A 2,095-nucleotide genomic window follows, 5' to 3' on the forward strand; every position below is an offset into this window, starting at 1 on the left:
TGGCAGCCGCAAGTCTCGCTGGAAGAAGGTATCCGCCAAACGGTTGAATTCTTCCGCCAGAGCCAGGCCCATGCCTAGGGCCAGACTCCGGCGGAAGGGAAAAGCAACGCCGGCGCGGCTCACTTGCCCGACGTAGGCGGCGCAGGAGTAAAGAGGCCGAGGCGATTGCCGGCGGGATCAAGGAAGACGGCCCAGGAGAGAACGCCGGGGATCTCTACTTTTGGTATCAAGCAGCGTCCGCCGTGGGCCTCGATCGCAGCCAGCGTCGCCTCGATATCCTCGCTAGCCAGATAGATCAACGGCTCACCTTCGCGTTGACCCTGGTCATCGGGGCTGGGGAAGCCCCCGCGTATCCCATCTTGGGCCTCAAAGTAGAGGTAGTCGTGTGTACTGTTGCGCCCAATCTGCCAGCCGAACACCGCCTGGTAAAAGGCGGCGCTGGCGTCACGGTCGCGTGTTGGCAACTCAAGGTGAATAATGCTCCGTTGGGCCATGAGAGACTCCTTTCTGCTTTCCTGAGCAGCAACTCATGTACGTCCTCGCCTGCGGCCTGACTGGACTGGCCAGCGAGATCGCTGCCCGTGTCAGTCAGTCAGGTCGGCAGGACAATGACCAGTCTACTCCTGGCCTGGTGACAGCTGTCTGTCACCATTCTTCACCCTCATTGACGTCCTTTTCATACTGGGTCGCGATTTGGCGAGCAATGGTCTGCAGACGCTCACGCAGCGCCGTCGGGGTCAAAACGCGGGCTTCCGGGCCCAAGCTCAAGAGCTGACGCGCCAGCCAGTCGTAGTCGTCTGGATTCCAAGGCAGGCGCAGCCAGCCGCTGCCATCGGCCTCGCGCTGCAGGCGGGCTGCTAGCAGAGAGTAGTGCTCAAGACGCAGCACCCCGCGCTCGGTCAGGCGAATACAGACCTCTGGGAAGGTCGGATCTTCCCGCCGATCCCTGATCTCCGGTTGCTCCGCGCAGGGAGGCCCGGTCAGCGCCTCCAGGCGGAGCAGGCGATCGACACGATAGAGGCGCACACAGCCGTGTTCCAGCGAGTAGGCATGGCAGTACCAGAGGCCAGCGTTGGCAGACAGGCGCTGGGGCAGCAAGGTCTGCTCCGACTGGCGCCGCTCCGAGCGATAGGTCACCCGAACCCACTGGCCTGCCGCCAGCGCTTGCAGCAAATCGCTAAAGAAGGGCACCGGGAACTCTGCCCCTCCGGCGCGCGCCGAGGATGGGGAACTCAGCATCTGTTCCAGACCTGGCTCGATCTCCTCACGCGATGGCAGCAGCGCCGTAATCTTGGCCCACAGCGAGGCGCGCGCCTCCTTGAAGGGAACTGAGCGCAACTGCAAGAGGCTGCTCAGCGCCAGACGCAGCAGCAGGGCCTCCTGTAGCGACAGCGGCAGGGGGGCCTGCGCATAATCCGCCGGCAAGCTATAGCCGCCGCCTGGTCCCGGCTCGGCCACCACCGGAATGCCCATCTCACACAGCGCCTCGATATCGCGCAGAATCGTGCGGCGCGAGACCTCGAAATGCCGCGCGAGAGACGCGGCGGTCCATTTACCGCGCTGCAAGAGCAGCACGATGGCAGTCAAGCGATCCATACGGTGCATCAGTCTCCCCTCTGGCGAATATCAGCCGAGCCTCCTATCCGTTCCGATTCTGAGCGATCGCACTCGGGCCTTTCCTCTCTCCTTTTCTCTGCGGGCTTCAGGATTCCGGTAGGATACGCTCGGCCAGCTCATAGAGAGCGTCGGCCAGCGACTCAATCAGCTCGCGCTTCGCCAGCTTGGCGCGCCACTCAGCGGGGATCGCTTCCTCGCCGTAGAAGGCGCCCGCCAACTGGCCATAAACCGCCCCAGTCGAATCGGCATCGTCGCCCAGGTTCACCACCAACAGGCAGCCCTCGCGGAACGAGGTACTGTGGTAGAAAGCCCACAGGGCCGCCTCCAGCGTCTTCACCACATAGCCGAGGCCCCGGATCTCCGGCGGCTGACGCACTTTAAACGAGCCAGCCGCCACCTCGGCAATCTCTGGCGTCAGCGGCTGCTCCTCCCAGGAGTCGGGCACCGGCGTATAGAAAGGTGCCAGCAACTCCTCCTT

Annotated in this window: 3 protein-coding genes; all 3 read right to left on the reverse strand. The window is 63.6% G+C overall.

Features of this window, described 5'->3' with window-relative positions:
• Positions 1–119 precede the first annotated feature (119 nt).
• Positions 120–494, reverse strand: coding sequence for a VOC family protein (locus IRZ24_RS19670; RefSeq protein WP_297168298.1), 375 nt, complete (start codon positions 492–494; stop codon positions 120–122).
• Positions 495–645: 151 nt separating this feature from the next.
• A complete protein-coding gene (locus tag IRZ24_RS19675; RefSeq protein WP_297168301.1) occupies positions 646–1,596 on the reverse strand; it encodes a WYL domain-containing protein in 951 nt (316 codons plus the stop codon).
• A 106-nt stretch (positions 1,597–1,702) separates the two neighbouring features.
• A partial coding sequence (locus tag IRZ24_RS19680; RefSeq protein ID WP_297168303.1) for an ADP-ribosylglycohydrolase family protein occupies positions 1,703–2,095 on the reverse strand: 393 nt, incomplete at its 5' end.

Source organism: Thermogemmatispora sp., from assembly GCF_019683755.1.
Taxonomy (GTDB): Bacteria; Chloroflexota; Ktedonobacteria; order Ktedonobacterales; family Ktedonobacteraceae; genus Thermogemmatispora.